The organism is Arthrobacter sp. ISL-28, assembly GCF_018613875.1.
In the GTDB taxonomy this organism is placed as follows: Bacteria; Actinomycetota; Actinomycetes; order Actinomycetales; family Micrococcaceae; genus Arthrobacter.
The window spans coordinates 18,758-38,406 of record NZ_JAGGPJ010000034.1 but is presented as its reverse complement, the minus strand read 5'-3'; the positions used below and the strand labels follow the sequence as shown (position 1 = coordinate 38,406).

19 protein-coding genes are annotated in these 19,649 nt (G+C 61.3%); 12 read left to right on the top strand and 7 right to left on the bottom strand.

The features are described from left to right. Positions 1 to 9 precede the first annotated feature (9 nt). The 5 genes from J7E80_RS20105 (at position 10) to J7E80_RS24360 (ending at position 5,201) form a co-directional block, all read left to right on the top strand. The gene (locus tag J7E80_RS20105; RefSeq protein WP_215053990.1) at positions 10 to 231 is read left to right on the top strand and encodes a hypothetical protein; all 222 of its coding nucleotides are present in this window, start codon (positions 10 to 12) and stop codon (positions 229 to 231) included. A 102-nt stretch (positions 232 to 333) separates the two neighbouring features. Next, positions 334 to 2,124, top strand: coding sequence for a hypothetical protein (locus J7E80_RS20100; RefSeq protein ID WP_215053989.1), 1,791 nt, complete (start codon positions 334 to 336; stop codon positions 2,122 to 2,124). A gap of 256 nt (positions 2,125 to 2,380) precedes the next feature. After that, positions 2,381 to 3,418 carry an L-glyceraldehyde 3-phosphate reductase gene (mgrA, locus tag J7E80_RS20095; protein WP_215053988.1) on the top strand — a complete coding sequence of 346 codons (1,038 nt, stop codon included), beginning with the start codon at positions 2,381 to 2,383 and terminating at the stop codon, positions 3,416 to 3,418. A gap of 395 nt (positions 3,419 to 3,813) precedes the next feature. Next, positions 3,814 to 4,524, top strand: a complete 711-nt coding sequence (locus J7E80_RS20090) for an SOS response-associated peptidase (RefSeq protein WP_215053987.1) — start codon at positions 3,814 to 3,816, stop codon at positions 4,522 to 4,524. A gap of 548 nt (positions 4,525 to 5,072) precedes the next feature. Further along, complete coding sequence (locus tag J7E80_RS24360; RefSeq protein ID WP_285291887.1) at positions 5,073 to 5,201, top strand: hypothetical protein; 129 nt, start codon at positions 5,073 to 5,075, stop codon at positions 5,199 to 5,201. 80 nt (positions 5,202 to 5,281) lie between these two features. Here the strand turns inward: J7E80_RS24360 and J7E80_RS20085 are convergent, their stop codons facing one another. Beyond that, positions 5,282 to 5,614, bottom strand: a complete 333-nt coding sequence (locus J7E80_RS20085) for an Lsr2 family protein (protein ID WP_215053986.1) — start codon at positions 5,612 to 5,614, stop codon at positions 5,282 to 5,284. Between the two features lie 420 nt (positions 5,615 to 6,034). Here J7E80_RS20085 and J7E80_RS20080 point away from each other — a divergent pair, with 420 nt between their 5' ends. The 3 genes from J7E80_RS20080 (at position 6,035) to J7E80_RS20070 (ending at position 9,987) form a co-directional block, all read left to right on the top strand. Continuing rightward, on the top strand, positions 6,035 to 7,567 hold the full coding sequence (locus J7E80_RS20080) for a cutinase family protein (protein ID WP_215053985.1): 1,533 nt from the start codon (positions 6,035 to 6,037) through the stop codon (positions 7,565 to 7,567). 1,208 nt (positions 7,568 to 8,775) lie between these two features. Further along, a complete protein-coding gene (locus tag J7E80_RS20075) occupies positions 8,776 to 9,162 on the top strand; it encodes a hypothetical protein (protein WP_215053984.1) in 387 nt (128 codons plus the stop codon). A gap of 273 nt (positions 9,163 to 9,435) precedes the next feature. Further along, on the top strand, positions 9,436 to 9,987 hold the full coding sequence (locus tag J7E80_RS20070) for a hypothetical protein (protein WP_215053983.1): 552 nt from the start codon (positions 9,436 to 9,438) through the stop codon (positions 9,985 to 9,987). 712 nt (positions 9,988 to 10,699) lie between these two features. Here the strand turns inward: J7E80_RS20070 and J7E80_RS20065 are convergent. Further along, positions 10,700 to 11,152 (bottom strand): hypothetical protein, encoded by a 453-nt coding sequence (locus J7E80_RS20065; RefSeq protein WP_215053982.1) that lies wholly within the window; start codon positions 11,150 to 11,152, stop codon positions 10,700 to 10,702. Positions 11,153 to 11,484: 332 nt separating this feature from the next. Then, complete coding sequence (locus tag J7E80_RS20060; RefSeq protein ID WP_215053981.1) at positions 11,485 to 12,309, bottom strand: hypothetical protein; 825 nt, start codon at positions 12,307 to 12,309, stop codon at positions 11,485 to 11,487. A gap of 69 nt (positions 12,310 to 12,378) precedes the next feature. On the opposite strand from J7E80_RS20060, the gene J7E80_RS20055 reads away from it, so the two are divergent. Then, entirely contained in the window at positions 12,379 to 12,588 is a 210-nt protein-coding gene (locus J7E80_RS20055; protein WP_215053980.1) for a hypothetical protein, read from the top strand. 176 nt (positions 12,589 to 12,764) lie between these two features. Here J7E80_RS20055 and J7E80_RS20050 read toward each other — a convergent pair whose 3' ends face one another. After that, positions 12,765 to 13,427 (bottom strand): phosphotransferase, encoded by a 663-nt coding sequence (locus tag J7E80_RS20050; RefSeq protein ID WP_215053979.1) that lies wholly within the window; start codon positions 13,425 to 13,427, stop codon positions 12,765 to 12,767. Positions 13,428 to 13,908: 481 nt separating this feature from the next. On the opposite strand from J7E80_RS20050, the gene J7E80_RS20045 reads away from it, so the two are divergent. Then, the gene (locus J7E80_RS20045) at positions 13,909 to 14,235 is read left to right on the top strand and encodes a helix-turn-helix domain-containing protein (protein WP_311380898.1); all 327 of its coding nucleotides are present in this window, start codon (positions 13,909 to 13,911) and stop codon (positions 14,233 to 14,235) included. 38 nt (positions 14,236 to 14,273) lie between these two features. Further along, positions 14,274 to 15,086: an IS3 family transposase gene (locus tag J7E80_RS20040; RefSeq protein ID WP_215054023.1), complete on the top strand. Its 813-nt coding sequence runs from the start codon at positions 14,274 to 14,276 to the stop codon at positions 15,084 to 15,086. A gap of 55 nt (positions 15,087 to 15,141) precedes the next feature. On the opposite strand, the gene J7E80_RS20035 is transcribed toward J7E80_RS20040, so the two are convergent. Further along, positions 15,142 to 15,522, bottom strand: a complete 381-nt coding sequence (locus tag J7E80_RS20035) for a MerR family transcriptional regulator (RefSeq protein WP_215053977.1) — start codon at positions 15,520 to 15,522, stop codon at positions 15,142 to 15,144. A 178-nt stretch (positions 15,523 to 15,700) separates the two neighbouring features. Between J7E80_RS20035 and J7E80_RS20030 the strand changes: the two genes are divergently transcribed. After that, the gene (locus J7E80_RS20030) at positions 15,701 to 17,224 is read left to right on the top strand and encodes a SulP family inorganic anion transporter (RefSeq protein ID WP_215053976.1); all 1,524 of its coding nucleotides are present in this window, start codon (positions 15,701 to 15,703) and stop codon (positions 17,222 to 17,224) included. Positions 17,225 to 17,661: 437 nt separating this feature from the next. Here the strand turns inward: J7E80_RS20030 and J7E80_RS20025 are convergent, their stop codons facing one another. Next, positions 17,662 to 18,879 (bottom strand): IS110 family transposase, encoded by a 1,218-nt coding sequence (locus tag J7E80_RS20025; RefSeq protein ID WP_215053975.1) that lies wholly within the window; start codon positions 18,877 to 18,879, stop codon positions 17,662 to 17,664. 488 nt (positions 18,880 to 19,367) lie between these two features. Further along, complete coding sequence (locus J7E80_RS20020) at positions 19,368 to 19,520, bottom strand: hypothetical protein (protein WP_215053974.1); 153 nt, start codon at positions 19,518 to 19,520, stop codon at positions 19,368 to 19,370. Positions 19,521 to 19,649 lie beyond the last annotated feature (129 nt).

Below are 19,649 nucleotides of genomic sequence, written 5' to 3'. Positions count from 1 at the left end.
AGGACCGCCATGTACACCAATGCATCAACTGAAGACCTCCTCCACGTTCGGGTCCAGAAACGCAGCCAATTAGAGGACCAACTGGACAAAGCCGTGAACATCCTCGCCGAACGGGCCCCGCTCTGCGGCGGCAAAGGGATCCTCGTTGCCCGGCACTCCGCCCGGGACTTCACCGTCCAGCTCCACCCCGATATCCCGTACGGAACCATCCAGGAACGGCAGGAATGGTGACCCGCAACGGGAACAGCCTCTCCTGGAAACCATGACCAGGAAACACCCATCCCACGGGATGAAACGCCGCCGGAAACCCCAACCCAACCCACGGAGAACCCCTTGACCCTGGACCTGCATGCGAACAGCACACGTCCCTTCCTGGCCGCCGGGATGGCGATCTCGATCGACCCTGCGCGTCAGGTCCTCACCCTGGCCATCCCCGACGGCGCATCCCTGGCGCGCCTTCGCCTGCTTGCCAGCATCAATACGACCGCCGGCACTGACGAAATCCGTGTCACAGACGTCAACGTCAACGCCCCCGACGGGAACCTCACCCAGGTGGGAATCACGGCAACGAGCTCACTGTGGCGGCACCACCACACCCAGCTGCGCGCCGAAGGCGATGCCCTCGAACTGACCACCACGGTCCAAGGCACAGGCCGCATCGCATCCATCCGCCAGCTCGGTGCCCACGTGGCCGGCTCCGGTCTGCTGCCCAGCGACCTGCTGCACAGCACCGTCTTCTCTCCCAACCCGGACCGGCCATGGCAGGTCCTCCGCCCGGCGGGCGAATCCGCAGCCTTGGGCGTGGTGGGAGACGGCGGTCAACCCGGCGTCGGAAGATGGCTCTTCACCCCACCCCCACTGTGCCTGGCCCTCTCCCCCGCGGACCCCGCCGCGTCCCCGGCATCGGGCGGGCCCTGCCTGATGATCGGTGTCGCAGCCAAGCGGCGCCCCTTCACCCAACTCACCTACGACGCCCTCACCCCGGGCTTCTCCCTCCGTTACGACTACGACGGACACACCTCAGTCGAGGGCCAATTCACCACACCCACACTCCTGCTGTTCCTCGCCGATAACCCCTACGACGGGCTCAAACGCTACCGCGAGCTGCTCGACGCCCGCGGTCTGCTGCCCGCCCGCACCCAGGCCCCGCCCTCACCAGCGTGGCTCGAACCGATGTTCTGCGGCTGGGGGGCCCAAAACGCCGACGCAATGGCCTCCATCGGCGATCAGCGCCCAGCAGTGGACCGGGCACGACAGGTAGACTACGACGGCTATCTCAACACGCTCGCCACGCACGGAATCATGCCCGGAACCATCGTCATCGACGACAAATGGCAGCAGGACTATGCCACCTGCCGGCCCGACACCGACAAATGGCCGGACATGGCCGGATGGATCCGGGAACGACATGACGCCGGCCAGCGGGTCCTGCTCTGGTACAAGGCCTGGGACACCGAGGGCGCACCACCGGAAGCCTGCGTCCGTGACCACACCGGTCAGCCGGTCGCCCTCGACCCCGAATCACCGGCCGGGCGCAAGCTGATCCAGCAAGCAGCACGGTCCATGATCGGCGAGCTCGGTGCCGACGGGATCAAAATAGACTTCACCGCCTCCACCCCCGCAGGCTCCGCCCTCACCCATGCCGGGCCGTCATGGGGAATCGACCTGCTCCACGAACTGCTCGCAGTCCTGTACCAGGCCATCAAGGACATCAACCCCGACGCCCTCGTGGTCACCCACACACCAGACCCCGGCTTCCGCGACGTGACCGACATGCTCCGCCTCAACGACGTGCTCATGCTCGACCAGCCAGGCGGCCACACCGAACCACCCAACACCACCCCCGGCACCGGCGTCGTCGACACCATGACCCACCGGGCCCGGGTCGCCCGGGCAGCCTGCCCGGAACTGTTGATCGACACCGACGGCTGGGCCCTGCCCAGCCAAGCCGCCTACCAGAGCTGGACCTCGGCACAAACACGTCTCGGTGTTCCCAGCCTCTACTACACCGACCGCCTCGACGTTCCCGACCCCAGCGAACAGCCCATCCCGCCCTCGTCCCTGCACGCCACAGCGCAGCACTGGGCAGCCTACCGGGCCACGCTAACCGTCGAGGCCGAATAACGTACGAAAAAACGGGGGTGTGCAGCCTCGGATGGCGGGAGGCTGCACACCCGCCGCGAAACACAGCAGCTTGGGCTTCGCTCGAAGCATCAGTGCTGTCCGCACCAAGGCGTCAGAGCGACCCTGGCTTTGTTGCGGCTCTCGCGTACCTGGTGACCTCCTGGGTTGACCCTTTCTGGCCGGTTCATTCCTGCCTTCAAACTTCCCTCACCCGTGCGCCGGCCCGCTTCTTCCAGCGGCAGGCAGAAAGGCACCGATGACCTATTCGGCTGCAACCAACCGCTATGAATCCATGCCCTACCGCCGCGTCGGACGCAGCGGCCTCAAGCTTCCGGCCATCTCCCTGGGCCTGTGGCACAACTTCGGCGACGACAAGCGCTTCGATGAACAGCGCGCCATCCTCCGCCGCGCCTTCGACCTCGGCGTCAACCACTTTGACCTGGCCAACAACTACGGCCCGCCGGACGGCTCGGCCGAAACCAACTTCGGCCGCCACCTGCAGGACGACTTCAAGCCGTACCGCGACGAGCTGGTCATCTCCACGAAGGCCGGCTACTACATGTGGCCGGGCCCCCACGGCGAGTGGGGATCCCGCAAGTCCCTGCTCTCCAGCCTGGACCAGTCGCTAGGCCGGATGGGCCTGGACTACGTGGACATCTTCTACAGCCACCGGCCGGACCCCGAGACGCCGATGGAAGAGACCATGGGGGCGCTGGACTACGCCGTGCGCTCCGGCAAGGCGCTGTACGCGGGCATCTCCTCCTACACTCCGGAACAGACCATCGAGGCTGCCCGGATCCTGAAGGAGCTCGGCACTCCGCTGCTCATCCACCAGCCCAGCTACTCCATGCTGAACCGCTGGACCGAAAACGGAACGCCGAACCTTTACGAGGCGCTCGAAGGGGTGGGCGCCGGTTCCATCGCGTTCTCCCCGCTGGCACAGGGCATGCTGACGGACCGCTATCTGCTCGGCATCCCGGCCGATTCGCGGGCGGCCAAACAACGGTTCCTGTCCAAATCTGCCCTGACCGAGGACAAACTGGACCGTGTCCGCGGGCTCAACAGGATCGCCGCCGGCCGCGGGCAATCACTGGCGCGGATGGCCATCGCCTGGATCCTCCGCAACCAGCCCAAGGGATCACCCGTCACCTCCGCCCTGGTGGGTGCATCCAGCGTCAGGCAATTGGAAGACACGCTATGCGCCATAAACAACCTCGCATTTACCGGCGAGGAACTCGCGGCCATCGACGAATACGCAGCCGAATCCGACATCACCGTGACCGTCCGCACCTAATGCCCCGCCTATATCCTGCTCCCATAAGGCGTCGGACATCGTCAGCTGCCCTTCCTCAACGATGCGACCCGGATCAGCTTCCATGCCTGCCTCCTTTGAACAGGAGTAGCGAACACAAGCACCATAGTGCAGGGCACTATCGACCAGCCAGTGTTCTAAAGTCCTCTGCACAACTCCCGTAACCACGCGGAATTCAGTGCAGTCAGCTTCTGAAAACGACACAGGCGTTTAGCCGCCCCACGCCTGGTCCTCGGAACAGAGCCGCAGGAAAACTCCCCCACCGCCTGACTGTCCTTGCAGGCGAGAACGTGACCCGGGCGCTTCCCCATATCGTCCATGGCCTGCTTTTTGTGCTGTGACGGTCCTGGTTGCCGGGTATGGGGAACAATGAACGCATGTGCGGCAGATACGTGATGGCAAAGCCCAGCAGTGACCTGTTGAGCCACTTCGGCGCTGAGGAAGTGGAGGGGCACATGCCCCCTCCGAGCTTCAATGTCGCCCCGACCCGGGACGTGCCGATCGTAACCGAGCACCTGGCGGAGGACACGTTGGAGCGCCGGCTCGTGATCGCCCGCTGGGGTCTGGTCCCATCCTGGGCCAAAGACATCAAAATCGGGTCCAAGATGATCAACGCCCGCAGCGAGACCATCCTGGAGAAACCATCCTTCCGGAACGCGGCTGTGAAGCGGCGTGCTCTGGTACCGGCCGAGGGGTACTACGAGTGGGAGAAGACCGACGACGGCAAAAAGATCCCGATCTACCTGCACCCCGGGAAGGACGATCTATTGGCCTTCGCCGGACTGTATGAGTGGTGGCCGGACCCTTCCCTGCCCGAGGACGACCCCGGCAGGTGGCTGCTGAGCTGCACCATCCTCACGACCACCGCGCACGATTCCCTGGGGCATGTCCATGACCGGTCCCCCGTGATCGTCCCGGCCGACATGTACGCTGACTGGCTGGATCCGGGGACCACGGACAAGGCTGACATCCAGCAACTGCTGGACGCCATGCCCGAACCGGTCCTCACCCCGCGGGTCGTCAGCGACCGGGTCAACAGCGTCCGCAACGACGGACCCGAACTCATCGAACCCGCGACCCTGCTGTGATCCCGCCGAGCGGTGGCTGACGCGGCCGGGATATGTTCCGGCCCCCCCTTTATGCTCCAGCCGATGACCGTTTTCCAAGGTCGACCTGTCAGGCTCGTGCTACTGATCGGTGGATACCGCGTCGCTGGTCAGTCCGTCGGCCCCGGCAACCTTTCCCAGACGCCGGGGACCGGCGGCGCCACTTGCCTTGACCGCCCCCGGGCATGCTTTTCACCGCCCGGCCGCGCAGCAGCCATTCCCAGCAGCCTGCCCGGCGCCCGTGTGCCCCGGCCTTTCCCCTGTGCCGCGGCATCGGCCGCCCGGATCAACGGCTGGCGGCCTTCTCGGCTTGCGTGGCTCGGCTCTTAACCCGCGGACACGCCGGGGTTCAGGACACGCCGGCTGGTTTCTGTGGATGGGCAGACCGCCCTTGTCCACACTCCCCTGCCGCATCAGCCGGCACCGGCTGGGAACCTGTGCACAGCCCGGTCCTGCCGCCGGGAAGCCCGCCTTTGGCTGACGGTCCCCGGTCCTAGGATGGTCCTCCGGCTGAAAGAGGAAGGCATCCAGTGGTTAAGCAGCACAGCAGTGAACGTTCGGTTCGGCTCCAGGTCGCGGCTATCTGGATCGCCTCGGCCGGGCTTGTCCTGGCCCTCTTCCGCACTGCCCTGGACATCATGGAGGTGATCGGCCGGTAGCAGTCCCGGCCTGGTGGGGCAGGCTGTCGTCCGTCGGCGCCTGGACCGGGCTCGACGGGTCTGCTGGGCTTGGCCGGCGGTCAGCCGTGGGCCGCGGCGTAGGCCTGGACGATGTCCTGGCTGATTCTTCCCCGGGAACTGGGGGTGTAGCCGTGCTCCTGTGCCCATTCCCTGATTTTTTTGGACTCTTCCCGGCCGATGGCGGCTGCTGTTCTGGGGCGGTGGCTGGCGGCGCCATTGCGTAGGCGCCGGCCTTTGGCGATGAAGGGGTTGAGGTGCTCCCGGAGCTCTGCCGCGTGCCCATCTGTGAGGTCAATTTCGTACTGCACACCGTCCAGAGCAAACGTGACGGTTTCCTGGGCTTCGTCACCTGAAATGTCGTCGATCAGCTGGACGCGATATTCCCTGGCCATGGGGTCCTATTCCTTATGCTTCATTCCTGCGGTCCCCAATACGATCATTATCCCTGAATACCCAGGGTCGTAATCAAGGACGCCTTTTTCAATGCCTGGAAGGTCCCGGTCGACAAATCGGAATGGCACACACTCACGGGCCCAGGCTATAGAGTCAGCGGGAGAGGCCGAAAGCAGCCAACCGATTGACCTTGCGCGGGCTGCAGTCGGAGTGCTGGTTGGACTGCAAACAGATCAATTGCACTGCGTGACGCGGCACCACCGGCCCCATCGCGTAATTTTGCGGTTTTTAGGCGACAAGTGTTCGTCAGGAAACGCGGTTCAGATAAGGTCCAGCCCAGAGGCCAGCGATTTCATGTGGCCGGACAAGAGGGGGAACTGGGGTTGAATCAAAGACATTTCCGAAAGGTACTTTGTGCCTTGGCCGCGACGGTGGGAATCACCGCCTCGGCTGTCGTCCCGGCACATGCAGCAGGCGCCGATCCGATCAAGGTGGGATCAACGTCGCCCTGCCAGGACGTGGTAGTCCTGGGGGCCCAAGGTTCGGGGCAGACGTACGCAGACAATAACGGGTTTGGTCCCGAAGCGTGGCTCGGCTTAACGGCATACGCGGGGCATATGGAGGGCTACGAGGTCGGGTACTACACCGTCCCCTATCCATCGGCTCCAGCGGATCCCATCTCGCTGACGACCAGACAGTATCGCCAGACCTTTTTTGACTCCATCGACTCAGGTGTCTATGAAACGTTGAAGTTCCTTGAACAACGGGTACCACGCTGTCAGGACGAGGGCGAGCATTACGTCTTGATGGGCTATTCGCAAGGCGCGATGGTGATGCACCGGGCTCTCTGGCAACTTACTCAGCCCAAGACCAAGTATTCTGCGCTTGGAGGCCAGGTTTTGCCTCGACTGGATGGTGTTCTTGCGATCGCCGACGGCGACAGGGTGGCCAACCAAGGTGGCGTACCGATGGATACAGCCGGCGACGGAGGGTACGGCATCTGGTGGGGCGGCGCGGCCGTCGGTGCCACCAGCGCTAAGTACAAACCGTTGAAGGCGCCGATCCCGAATCTTCCATACTGGCCGGCCACGAGGTTTCATTCGGTCTGCCATGCCAAAGACCTCGTCTGCGACGCCAGCAACCTGGACTTGAGCTATTCTTCGAACAAGTACTGGAATGCTTTTTTGCAGGCAAGAAACGCAAGCACTATTGCGGCAGCGAAAGAAATTCACGAAAGCTACTATTGGCCGACCGGTGACAGCGCCGCGTATGTCCAGTCCGCTGCGACTAACATCGCCAAGACATCCAAGGCACTCAATCCAAAAACCGGCACGAAGCTTCCGACAGTGCCGGTCCGGGTCGGGCAAAAGGGAATGGTCACCTTAGCCCCGGACGGGCGCGACGTTCTTTCAGTTCAGTGGCTTTCGAATCCCATCCCCAACGCAGAGATATCGCCGGGCATGCCGACCATCCCTGCTACGTTGACGTGGTCACCGACGAGCCCGGGGATCGTCGATTACTCTGTCCGGGTTAGCTTCACGGACGGAACCAGCAAGGACATTGCTGGTGCTTTGCAGGCATTTGCGATACCAGCGCCATCTCTTTCAGCGGTGAATCTTCAGACGCAGTATTCCACGGCTCTGGACGGGAACTATCCGTATTCGACGGTGACATTCGATGTGGTTAGAACGGCTGATTCGGATAGCACGCCGCTGAAGGGATTCTCCGATCGCGAGGACCCCGCTACGGACTTCTACTCGTACACCGGTGGCGATGCCAACGGTAATAACCTGCTGGACGTCGGCGAGGCGTGGTCATACTGGGCGAAGTTCGATTGGGGCCCGTGGGAGCCGGGTACTGTCCGCACCAGGACGGTTCTCGTCAGCGCCAATGACACCACGGGTGCAGGAGCGTGGACGGAGCTCGAACTGCCGGTGACATTGACGCGTTGATCACCGCAGGCCCCTACCCGAGGGGGAATTCAGGGTAACGAGGATGATTCCAGAATAATTAGCGGGAAGGCCGGCACATTGGTGCCGGCCTTCCCTTGTTTTCCCTCAGCAAAAGACATCTCACGGTGCCAAGGCGTCAAGTGCCAGTCCTGCCGCTGACTATGCAAACGTGACGCAGCACCGCTAAGACGGTGATTCTGGACCAGCCTCAACTGACGATGTTCAAACCTTCATGAGACTGCCTGGGCTGAGGTGTCTTGCCCCAGGCGAGGACAGGACCTTGTTCCGCGGACAAATCCTTCAACGCAGGCTCCATACGGGGCTCCCTCCTCGGACGATTTGTCGGATTGGTCTTGCGGGATGCATTGCCTGGTGAGGTTTCAACGTCTCAGGTCAGGTTTCAACGTCTCAGGTCAGGTGGAGGAGTTTCTGCTTGAGGACCGGCTTGCGGGACGTTTTGCGGGCTGCCCTTACCGGGACAGCCTCGCCCCTGGCAGCAGGACACCAAACTCATGGGGTTTGTTGTTCCCTTTAGACCAAGTGCCCGCCTCCGTCGGTATAGACTCCGCTTACTAATTCGTCAATGCAGATGAACGGTGATCATGAAACCTCGCAACCAAGCAATTCTCTTGCTCTTCGGAGGCGTTCTCTTTCTCGTCTTGGGCATTTGGTGGCTCACTATCCAAGGACTGCAGAACGGGGCCTATGTCTGGATTTTGGGAGGCGCAGCCTTTCTGGTCGGGGGCCTGTTAAAGCTCACGCGGAGTAGTCAGAGATAGCTGGATTGACTTGTACAGATGCCATAGCCGGTTCCTCCCGAACAGCGTTGTTCAGATGGATTTAGGCTTGCATGTGGCTTTGCTCTGGGCGGCATGAACAGTAACAGCGGCGCTGACAAACAGGCTCAGGGCTAGTGCCAGGAATCCAGCACCCGCGGCTACAAAGTAGCTTCCTGGATCGGGCACTGTGTCGACGACTGGCTCCATGTAGAACCAGATTGTGGCTCCAGCGCTAATTCCAAGTAGGACTATGAGGCCAGTCAGGCACCAGGCTGCAATTGCGACAAGGACCATCTTCATATCTCCCCCAAATCTTGAAGCGTGCTCTAAACCGTGGTGTCTGAATCTTAGCCACCGGGAGACGGTCGGCCGTCTGTGTCCCTTCGAGGTTCGGGTTCGACACCAAGGGCATGGCCTCATAATCAAATTATGATTTCCGGTTCACGTGATTCGTCACGTCCCTACTTGTCCGTCGGGCCCAAAGGCAAGGATCGTGCGTCCATTGGACTGTGCCATGAGGGCTCGCATGCTGGATGTTTCATTCTCTACTACTCCCAGCCTTCAGCTACCCCGGAGTGGTATCTCCTCGAGTTCGCCGGACCGGAATGCATGGTGGAAATCCAGGACAGTGACTACTCATTCTTTGCCGAAGACAAGTCCGAGATGGAGGAAATGCTCGATTCCTTCAAGATCGTCTGGTTCGACGGGGATAAGGCAAAAGCCTTAATGTATGCGCACTTTCCCGGAATTGGCCCCGGCATACTTCAACGCTGCCTCGGCTGGGCGAGGCGTTGGCGCGCTAGAACATGGCACTGAGTTGCGGTGGCTCGAACTCTGTCGCACCGGTCCCATGAGGGTTCCCGAGGGGAAGCCTTGGACTAGACCTAACCACCTGTGCCGTGAAGGGTTCCCGGGCGGACCGGCTTACGGGACGATACGGAGGCTCCATATGGAATTCCCCTTACGAGAACAGTTGCATCGTTGCCTTGGCGGTACGCCGAAGGAAGGAACCGACCGGCGCTTGAGGTGTGGCCGACTCAGAAAGGCGTGTAGGGTGACGTCATAAATTTGAAGGCCAGGCACAGGACAATGAACGAGCCAGAACTGGAACCAGCACCCCGCGGCCGGATCGAGAAGATTCTGGACCCAAATATTTTGGCTTTCCTTCCCCCGGTGGCGGTCGTAACGGCGGGAATGAACTCCTGGATGAAGGAGTTCGGATTCTGGCTAGGCTTTATGATCACGATCGCCGCCAGTCTGGCCCTAACGATAATTCTCACAATGCCTTTACATGCCGCCAAAAAGCGGCGCATAGCACTGGACGCCGAACGAGGTATCTTCGAATGCGCTCATCGCGAAAAGGGATCAGTTCTAAAAGGGAGGTGGGCTCAGGGATATGCAAAGGCAGAACCCGGCAGACTCCTATTTCAAGCCAAAACTGGCACGACTGGCCCTCTGGCCGCCTCTGTTGAAGTGTATTCAGCGCCAACCCCCTTCGGTGAACCCACTAAGGCGCCTTGGGCAGTATTACCAAGGGGAAGAATTGTCGCGCTGAACACCGACAAAGGCGTCGTCGAGCTTGCTGCAAGTCCCGCAAGCCTGGCTCTGCTTAGAGAACGATGCCTAGGAGAACTGGCCTAGCGACGGTCCCACTCCCCGATAGACGTTCCCACAGCGGGGACATGGTCGGAGCCACCGCTGGCTTCAGAGCTGGGAAACTAGATTTGTGAGGAGAAACCGATCAACTCGCTGACGTTCGTTGAGATGAACTGGAGTGGACGGAGTCGAGGTTCCGTTTGTTCCGCCGCCGGCAGGAAATCAAAGTCCGTGCGCCCATTCACGAAATCTACATAGATGGCTTACCGTTGCTCGCCCTAATCGAACCCTCCGAAGCAGATGACCCCGACCGCCGGATCCCCCTGCCCTGGTCAGATCAATCTGAAATGTTCTTGGAACAACTGAAGGAGCTTCTTGGCGGCCCGGTGCCCGCGGACAGGAACGGACGAGCATGGCTCCTGTACTGCCAATGTGGAGACCCCGGCTGCGGAGGCCTAAGCACACGAATCAGCATTACGAACAAAACTGTCACTTGGTCTGACCTCGGGTGGGATGACATTTTTGGCACGCCAACAGAACCTGTAGAGATCGACAGGACGTTCGTATTCGAGCGGGCAGAGTATGAAAAGGCGCTCCACACCCTCACCAGACAGTTCTCAGGAACATCGGATCACAAACTCTGAGTCCTGCAGCCCTGCTGCTGGCCATGGCTCTCGCTCGGGTCACGCGCGTAATTGGGCTAGTCCATCGGAACCATTTCGGTAGCGGTTCCCCAAAAAAGCGGCGGAGGCGACCTTTACTCCGGACGGATGTCGGCCCAGACGTCCCCTAGGAGCGGGCCGCCAGGCGGCTGCAGCTTGTAGTAGCGCTTCATCAGTTCTCGGCGTTCAGCGTCGGTGGCCTCGACCTGATTCAGGAAATTAACAATGGATTGCGCGATGTGTTCGGCCAGCGGGGCTGTTCTCATCAGATCAGCGGAAGCACTCGGGTTGGTAGCCGCAAATCCCCGTAGTTCCGGGAAGCGTTCAACAATCCTGTCCAAGATATCCGGGGGTGTTGTGTAGTTCATCGCGAGCGAGCTATAGACGTCATACTCGTCTGTGTCAGCCAGGATGAGAAAGACCTCCCGACTCAGGTTTTCGTGTCGGGCTAGGGTCGATCTGTCATATACAGAGCCATTCCGTGCGACTTCCTCATCGGGCCGGTCGAACTTATCTGACGGAGTGTAATCAAAAGTAAAGCCGCGCATCGCTTACCGCTTCCCTAGAAGGCTCATCGGGACAGCTCCAAAGATGGACCAAATGGAGCCAATAACGCCCACCTTACGTCACTCCACGTCCATGTAGTCGTTCCCAGCGGAGCGATTGGACTAGACCTCACGACCTGTGCCGTGCAGGGTTCCCATTCGGCCTTCGATCGACTGACCTCAACGCCTCTCCTTAGATTGGCCGCGGCGATCCGTCTGGCACCGTCTGCTGGAAGAGATCCTTGGGTTCTTGCGGTGATTGCAACACTTAGCGGGACGGATCACCATCCCGAAGGTGGATCGTTGCCCCCGGACGACCACCGTAAGGTGGAGCGTCAGCGGGCGACGTTCTCTTCGTCGCCAAGCCAAGTAACGGCACGGTTCTGAAGATCCGGGCTCCGTGCCGCTTCGAGATGATCTAAGCCATCGTGGACGGTGATCCGTATGGCGTCCGCTGCCTTGGGGAAGGTGGTGCCCAACGCTTCACGAAAACGGGAAGCGCCGGTCGGCGGAACGTGTGTGTCGGCTGCCCCAAGCTCGAAACTGATCGCAGGGGCACGAGCGTAGGCGGGGAGATTACTTGCTGGATCAAGACGCGAGTAGAGCCATTGTCCAAAGGCAGTCGGATCGCCTTGCTCGATCATGTTTTCGCGCTCACCAACTCTGGTCATTCCTGGTCGAGTCCAGTCCGGCGTAGCAACGATCGCGGCGACTCTTGTGACTCGTATATCAGCTCCGGCTAGGGCGACAGCGATATCACCACCCATCGATACACCCCCGGCCACGTAGTGATTGGCGAGTCCGTGAGTCGATATTGCCCAATCGGCAACCCGATAGGCGTCGAGGGCGGTCAGTCCGAGGATCGGCCACATGCGCTCTCTGAAGCCATCGAAGACTTGGGTCATCAATTCCTTCGCCGGCTCTGTGGCCCTTTCTCCGTGCTGCCACGGGTCGAGACTTAATGCGAAGAAACCTTGTTCTGAAAGTTTCTCCAAAACGGGAAACGTCGTTTCCTTCGTACCACCGAGAAACGGCAACCAAATCGCCAGCCGAGGACCGGTCGTCATCGAAGCCGGGGCCGAATACGCCACGGGAACTCCATCGACAGTCGTGGTGATCACCGAGTCTTGCGGCCCCGGATGTGTGTTGATTGTCGTCATGCCAGTACCGTAGCAATAGCCTCCAACAGATACGCAAGGGTTACGTCCGTAGGCGGAAAGGGTGCGGTCATGGCTAATCAGAATGGCATCGACATGAAACTGCGAGCTGCCTTCATTTTGCCTGCGGTAGCGGTCATCCTGATTTTGGGGATACTTGCCGCCTCTTTCCCGGATTTCCTCCGGCCGCTAATGTTCGCTGTGCCTGTTGTGATGGTCGTTGCTCTTGGTGCTCTGCTCTTGACGGAGCGAAAGAGACGGCGTGGCGATCGGAACGGATAGCTCTTTCATCCTTCGCCATGATGCGAGAGGCGCGACGTGCCAAATAGCGCTGGTACCAAGCGGCCGTTTAGCGCTCTTATCCACACCTAGAACTCGACTGTCGTCTCCCGTCTGGCCCCGTCCTGGTTGGGGTTCCCCGAGCGGATCCTTCTCCGGATGTGTCTGGGCGAGCGTGGTCAGTGCCCGGGCGTCCATCCACGAGTGACAACGATGCGCTTCTGCCACATTGTGACCGCATCGGGCGATGACCAGCGGCGGCAGAAGTCCTCGAGCTCTGCGCACCGATTCAGCATCGCTGCCTGACGTTCGGCCCACTCGGGGCAGGAACCGTACGCTTCCCAGAATGCCCGCAGGGCCGGGATGGCGGCCGGGTGGTGCATCCTGACGATCCACTCGCACCAGGCCAGATCGTCAATCGGTGTGCCGATTCCGGAGAACTCCCAGTCGAGGAGTGCGACCGGCTCGAACCCTTCCGGACCCATAAGTACGTTGTTCGGCCCGAAGTCGCCATGTCGGATCACGGCGCCGGCAGGATGCGGTCCGGGCTCCAGGATCCCGGGGTCGAGCATGTGCAGATCGCGCAAGAGCCTCCCGCACGCTGCCAGGGTCTCCTCGGCGGGGCCAGACTCGATGAGGTCCTGGCCGTGCTCGCCCGGCACGAAGGCTGTTGTCAGCGTGAGCTCCCCAGCATCGATGACCGCCGGGACCGGGATCCGCCCGACGAGCCGAGTCAGGGCAAGGAGCTCGGCGGCGGCCCTACCTTCGGCATCGGGGCCTTGGTATCGCTTCCCGACGCGGAGTCCCTGCCGATAGGTTTCATTCGTATACCCGTGCTGCATAACAGAAGTCTCTCCCGAATAGGCGGGATCCCTCACCAGGCGCCCGGTGAGGGATCCCTTTCGTGCATTCGGAATTGTCCGCTCAGGGTTCCCTCTAGGGGTGGGAGACGCTGACGCGTGGTTGTGAGTGTAGAGAGCCATTCAGCCTGGCCATGCCGTCGGTGCAGGACTGGGCTAACGCCGCAAACGGTAAGGCCGGTCACCGTAGTCGGTGCAGGACTGGGCTAACGCCGGAAACGGTAAGGCCGGTCACCGTAGTTGAACTGCTCCCCGAAAGTTGGACTGAGAAATCAGTCCGCACTTTCGGGGAGCAGTCTTTATGCAGGAAAGTAGTTCGTTATCTGAGGAACAGCGCGAGGCCGCGGTAGCGTTGTTCGAAATTGGCTGGGGTGCGAAGTCAGTGGCGACGAGGCTAGGGGTCCGCTCGAAAGCTGTCATCCGCATTCACAACCTGTGGAGAGTTCGCGGAGGTACGGCGCTAGTGACCAAATCAACCAAGCGGAAGTTCTCGTTCGAGTTCAAACTCGCCGCGGTGCGCCGGTTCCAGGCCGGCGAGAGCCAAGTCGCCCTGGCACAGGAGCTTCAGCTTTCCTCGCCGGATCTGATCAAGAAGTGGGCACGGATATACCGCAACGAGGGCGAGGACGGCTTGCGCCCGAAATCACCCGGCCGACCTATATCACCTCCCAAGGCGCCAACGCAGCCAGAGTCGGAGCTGCAGCGGCTGCGCCGCGAGAACGAGCGCTTGCGGGCAGAGGTGGCCTTCCTGGGAAAAGTAAACGCCTTGAGGGACGAGGAACAGCGCTAAAGGTCCGCGCTGTCATCGCTCTCAAGGCCGAACACCGGTTGGACGTTCTTCTGGACGTTGCCGGGCTGCCCCGGTCGACGTTCTTTTATCACCAAGCGCGACTGCTGGCCCCTGACCCGCAAGCAGACCTCAAAGCCGCGGTCACGGGTATCTTCGAGAAGAGCCGCGCCCGGTACGGGCACCGCCGCGTCCACACCGAACTGGTCAAGCAAGGGTGGACGGTCGCGAAGAAGACCGTGTTGAAGCTGATGCGTTTACTCCGGCTAGTCTGCAAGGTCCGGCAGAAGAAGCGCTATAACTCTTACCAGGGCGCGCAGGGCGTTGTTGCGCCGAACCTGCTGAACCGGAAGTTTGATGCCGACAGCCCGAACGAGAAGTGGGTGACTGACGTAACCGAGTTCAGCGTCGGCGACAGGAAACTCTACCTATCACCGGTCATGGACCTCTTCGACCGGCAAATCATCTCCTACGCCATTGGAACCTCGCCCAATCTGGAACTGACCAACTCATCACTGCGCGGCGCACTGGCCACCCTGGAGAAGGGACAGAAACCACTCGTGCACTCCGACCAAGGATTCCAATACCAGCACGTCTCCTGGCGCAGACTCTTGACGGACGCCGGCGCGGTCCAATCGATGTCCCGCAAAGCCAACTGCTACGACAACGCGGTGATGGAGAACTTCTTCGGTCACCTCAAGGAAGAACTCTTCAATCGCGTCCGTTTCCTTGGCGTCGACGCTTTAGAAGCGGCACTGCACGAGTACATCCACTGGTATAACACCGAAAGGATCTCAACGAAGCTCAAAGGCCTCAGCCCGATACGGTACCGTGCCCACGTCCTCGCGGCTTAGCCCTCATTTCCTGCCTCCTGCTGGCACACGGTAGACCTTCGGCGCAGGTATCTATTCAGGAGCGGGCGCTAAGCCTTTCAATGAACTCATCGGCCTGGGCCAGGTTCCGCGCCATTTTGGCTCGCTGATGCACAGCCCTCTCCAGGAATCCCGACAGGGCTCCGGACTCTTCTGGCAGCGCTTCTCCCGGGGCGGCAAGGAGGGCAAGGATTTCAGCCATTTCCTCGAGCGAGAAACCCAACGGCTTCATCTGCTTGATGACCATGAGGCGTTCGAAGTCATCTTCGGAGAACACCCTGAACCCGCCGTCGGTCCGCGCTGTTGCAGGGAGAAGCCCCACGTCGTCGTAGTGGCGGATGGTCCGCAGGGACAGGCCCGTCCGCTCTGCCAGTTCGCCGATGTGCATGGTGTTGGTGCTGCTGGTCTTAGCCGTCATCAGCTCCTCCGTCCTGTTCGAATTTAAACCCTACCATCACGTTAGGGTAGGGTTTATGTAGTGGGGTGAGACCTTCAAGACTAATTCCCCCTCTTCCCGGCGCGGCGTTGCGCCCCCTCATTCATTAGCAAAACGAAGCCGCAGACGCGCGTCTTCTTGACCATGAACGGAGCCAGCAATGGCCGTCACCAAAGCCGAACACCCGCCGGCGTTCACCCCTGAACAGCTTCAAGCGGTCCGCGGAACCCTGATGTCACCGCGCCGGCTCAAGACCGAGGTCCTCGCCGGCCTCGTCGTGGCCCTGGCCCTGATCCCGGAAGCGATCGCTTTCTCGATCATCGCCGGCGTCGACCCTCGGATCGGGCTCTTCGCATCCTTCACCATGGCCGTCACCATCGCCTTCGTCGGCGGACGCCCTGCCATGATCTCCGCGGCCACCGGCGCTATCGCCCTGGTCATAGCCCCACTGGTGAAGTCCCATGGTGTCGACTACTTCGTCGCCGCCGTCATCCTGGCCGGCATCTTCCAGATCATCCTGGGACTCTCCGGGGTCGCGAAGCTCATGCGGTTCATTCCCCGCTCGGTCATGGTGGGCTTCGTCAACGCCCTGGCCATCCTGATCTTCATGTCCCAGGTCCCCGAACTCCTCGGTGTTCCGTGGCTGGTCTACCCCCTCGTCGCACTGGGCCTGGTGATTGTCTTCGGCCTGCCCAAGCTCACCAAGGCCGTCCCGGCCCCGCTGGTAGCAATCGTGGTTCTAACCCTCATTACCGTCTTCGCCGCCGTCGCGGTCCCGACCGTGGGCGACAAGGGCGACCTGCCCGATTCCCTGCCGACCCTGTTCATCCCGAACGTACCCTTCAGCCTCGAAACGCTGCAGATCATCTTCCCGTTCGCCCTGGCCATGGCTTTCGTCGGCCTGCTCGAATCCCTGATGACGGCCAAACTGGTCGACGACGTCACGGACACCCGCTCCCACAAGACCCGCGAGGCCTGGGGCCAGGGCGTTGCCAACATCGTCACCGGCTTCTTCGGCGGCATGGGCGGCTGCGCCATGATCGGCCAGACCATGATCAACGTCAAAGCCTCCGGCGCCCGCACCCGGATCTCCACCTTCCTCGCCGGGGTCTTCCTGCTGATCCTCGTCGTCGTCCTTGGCGACGTCGTCTCCGTCATCCCCATGGCCGCACTCGTGGCCGTGATGATCTTCGTTTCCGTGGCCACCTTCGACTGGCACAGCATCCAGCCCCGGACCCTGAAGATGATGCCCAAGAGCGAAACCATGGTCATGGTCGCTACCGTCATCGGTACCGTCGCCACGCACAACCTGGCAATCGGCGTCGGCGTCGGCGTCATCGTGGCCATGGTCCTGTTCGCCCGCCGCGTCGCGCACTTCGTCACCGTCGAACGCACCGTCAAGACCATCGGCGGCCACGAAACGGCCACCTACGTGGTCGACGGCGAACTCTTCTTCGCCTCCTCCAACGACCTCTACACCCAGTTCGAATACGCCCTCGACCCCGAGCACGTCGTCATCGACATGCACGCCTCCCACCTTTGGGACGCATCGACCATCGCGGCGCTGGACGCCATCACCGAGAAATACCACCACCACGGCAAGGACGTGAAGATCGTGGGCCTCAACGACGCCAGCACCCTCATGCGCGAACGCCTCGGCGGCAAACTCGGCGCTAGCCACTGACCACAGATAAACCCGAAAGAGCTCCCTTCCTAGCCTTGGAAGGGAGCTCTTTCGGCTACTGGAAAGCGGGGCCGCCGGCAGTACGGCGGCATATGCGCCGGGTCAACAGCCCTGCGAGCCCATACGGAACCCCCGATCCAATGACACTGCTCTAGGCTCTTAGTTAGCCAGTCCAACTTTTGGGGACCAGTTCAAGTCGGTGCCGGCCTTACCTTTGTCCCTCGGCAAAAAAGACATTCCCATGCTACCTGTGGGCCTGGACCTTAACGTCAGGATGATGAGGCCGACGCCATATGGCGTCGGCCTCATCTGGTTGTTCCTCAGCAATGGAACGTCTTCAGGCTAGCCGTCAGCGAGTCGCAGGCGCACTGCGGCAGCACGGCATTACGACCGATCCCGGCCGTTGAAGAGTCTTGGGTTGTTTGATGGGGTTCTGGTCAGGCGGCAGACGCGAAGGCCTGATGCTCGTCGAATAGATTCCGGCTCTGAAGGCAGTAGTAGAGCTGGCCGAGGAATCGGTTGAAGAGGTTGCGTTGGGCAGCTGCGTGCCAGTCTCCAGCTGCGCGGCGCCGTCGGTAGTGTCCGTTGGCGCCTTTGGAGCATTTGAGGGAGGCGAAGGCCCAGAGGAATCCTGCGTGCATCAGCCGGTGGTTTTTGACGTATCGTCGGCCGACGTAGGTCTTTTTCCCAGATGCGCGCGTGATCGGAGCTGATCCGGCGTAGGCCTTTAGCGCTCGGGCGTCGACGAACCGAGTGGGGTCGTCGCCTACCTCTGCCAGTATTCGTGCTCCGAGTTGAACGCCTAAGCCTGGGAAGCTCAGGAGAATTTGTGCGTCTGGGTGCTTCAGGAATGCCTCTTCAACGGCCTGGGCGAGCCGGTCTGCTGCCGTGCATGCGGCGTCCAGTTGCAGCAGCAGGGCTGCTAGTTGCAGCCCCATAGCGTCCTCGACTGGCTGGGGGTGTCGGGCATAGGTGCCACGGAATATCTCCTTGAGCCTGCCTGCTTCTGCCTCGATTCCCCTGCTGCGTCCTGATCGGCGAAGGGCCGACTGCAGCTGTGTTGTTGTTAGTTTCGCTGCGCGGGCCGGGGTGGGAGCAATGGTCAGGATGATGCGGGCGTCGTCTCGGGTGAGGCCATTCTGTTTGCCAAGGAACGCTTGTAGCGCTGCGGGGTAGTAGTAGCGCAGGAGCGAGCGAACTTGGTTGGCTATTTGTTGCCGTGCCCAGACGGCGTCTTGTTGAGCTCGGGCGAGGACAGTGATGGCCCGGGCCAGTTCGCTGTCCTGGGGCAGAGGCCGGTGGGCTGCCATGTCGGTGCGCAGGATATTGGCCAGGACGAGCGCGTCGCCGTGGTCGGATTTCTTGCCGGAAACTGCGTGCCGGTCCCGGCATCGGGCGGCTGAGAGCGGGTTCACGGCGTAGACCTGGCGTGTTCCTGTTCGCAGGGTGGCTACGAGGAGTCCGTGGCTGGTCTCGATTGCTATGGGAATCGGGGCCTGCGGGGTGTCGCCGTGCGCAACGAGGAGATCCAGCAGGATCTTGTAGCCTGCGGCGTCATCGGTGATGCGTTGTTTTGCCAATCGCTCGCCGGCTTCGTTGACGAGCGCGATGTCATGGTGATTTTCGGCCCAGTCGAGGCCGCAGTACACGTTCAATTCCTGCTCCTAACTCTTCTCCCTGTCATGGGTGAGCCTGTTCGGGGCACGCGGCGACCTAATTCCAGGACTCGTTGGTCCGCCATCTCACTAGCCGTTCGTGACACCGGCTCATCCAGGGGGCCTCAGTCTTAATCAAGAGCTCGAAGGCTCGGCAATTTAGAGGGAGGTCTCCCCTCGATGGGCTCGCACCACAAAGAGCATCAACCTGGCGGCCCTGCAGAATTCGCAGACACTCCCTAGCGACCCAGTAACCGCTGGGCAAGTGAACAGGGCAGGTCACGCAAAGCTGTGAGACGGGTTTCGAGAGACCTAATCTGCCAAGTGGCCACCGCTCTTTTGCGAGGCCTCCAGAGCCAGGAAATCTATAGGAGTCCACCGGCGCGGGGTGTCAGGAAACCCGTCACGGCAGCGGCTTCGGAAGCCCAAATGGAGCCGCTAATACAGAATTAGGAAAATCAGTGCTGCAGCGTCATCGTTGCAGAAATTTAAAAGTCCAGCGGGGATTTCTCCCAGGAGATATCAACGATGGGGGCGCCTGGCTGCGGCATGGTCAACATCCACAGTTCCAGCATGTCTTGGGCGTGGGTGGCGCCAGCGGGTGCGGCGTCGTCATCCGTGAGGATGTACTCGTGGCTCATAGTGCTACTCCCGAGCGGTAGTGGATGTTGTTCCTTTCCACTGTAGCCCGGCGTCCGGACCGTTGCCCGCTTGTGGTGCTGCGCCCGCGGCAGCGTGATCGGCGGCCGGAGGAGCGCATGCGGGGGAGG